The organism is Myxococcus llanfairpwllgwyngyllgogerychwyrndrobwllllantysiliogogogochensis (assembly GCF_006636215.1).
GTDB classification, from domain to species: domain Bacteria; phylum Myxococcota; class Myxococcia; order Myxococcales; family Myxococcaceae; genus Myxococcus; species Myxococcus llanfairpwllgwyngyllgogerychwyrndrobwllllantysiliogogogochensis.
Map to the genome: position 1 here is coordinate 1 of NZ_VIFM01000631.1, position 579 is coordinate 579.

Annotated in this window: 1 protein-coding gene; it reads left to right on the forward strand. The window is 57.5% G+C overall.

Translation table 11 applies throughout. From position 1 onward, the window contains the following. On the forward strand, positions 1 to 569 hold a 569-nt coding region (locus tag FJV41_RS55250; RefSeq protein ID WP_141649566.1), incomplete at its 5' end, for an AI-2E family transporter. Between the last annotated feature and the right edge of the window lie 10 nt (positions 570 to 579).

Here is a 579-nt window from a genome sequence, read left to right on the forward strand (position 1 = left end):
ATCTGGTGCTGTTGATCCTCGAGTCTCTACCGTTATCAAGCTATGTGAAGCAGCATTTGTTCGCTAAATTCGCCGCTGTGGCCCGCGCCACGGTAAAAGGTACCGTCGCCGTGGCGCTGGCGCAGGGGGCGCTGGGTGGCTTTGCCTTCTGGATCGCCGGTCTGGACGGCAGCATTCTCTGGGGAGCGCTGATGGCGTTTCTGTCGCTTATCCCGGCGGTGGGCTCGGCCATTATCTGGGTGCCAGCGGCCATCTACCTCTTCGCCACCGGCCAACTGTGGCAGGGCGCCTTTATCGTCGGCTTCTTTGTGATTGTGATTGGCCTGGTGGATAACATTCTGCGTCCACTGCTGGTGGGCAAGGATACCAGGATGCCGGACTATCTGATCCTTATCGCCACTCTGGGCGGCATGGAGATCTACGGTATCAACGGCTTCGTGATCGGGCCGCTGATCGCCGCCCTGTTTATCGCCTGCTGGAACCTGCTGTCGGGACGAGAACATGCCGGCAATACCGATGAAATCGATGAAGAGTTTATTGAGGAAGCGAAAAATAGCCGTAATGAATAGCTTTCCCGGC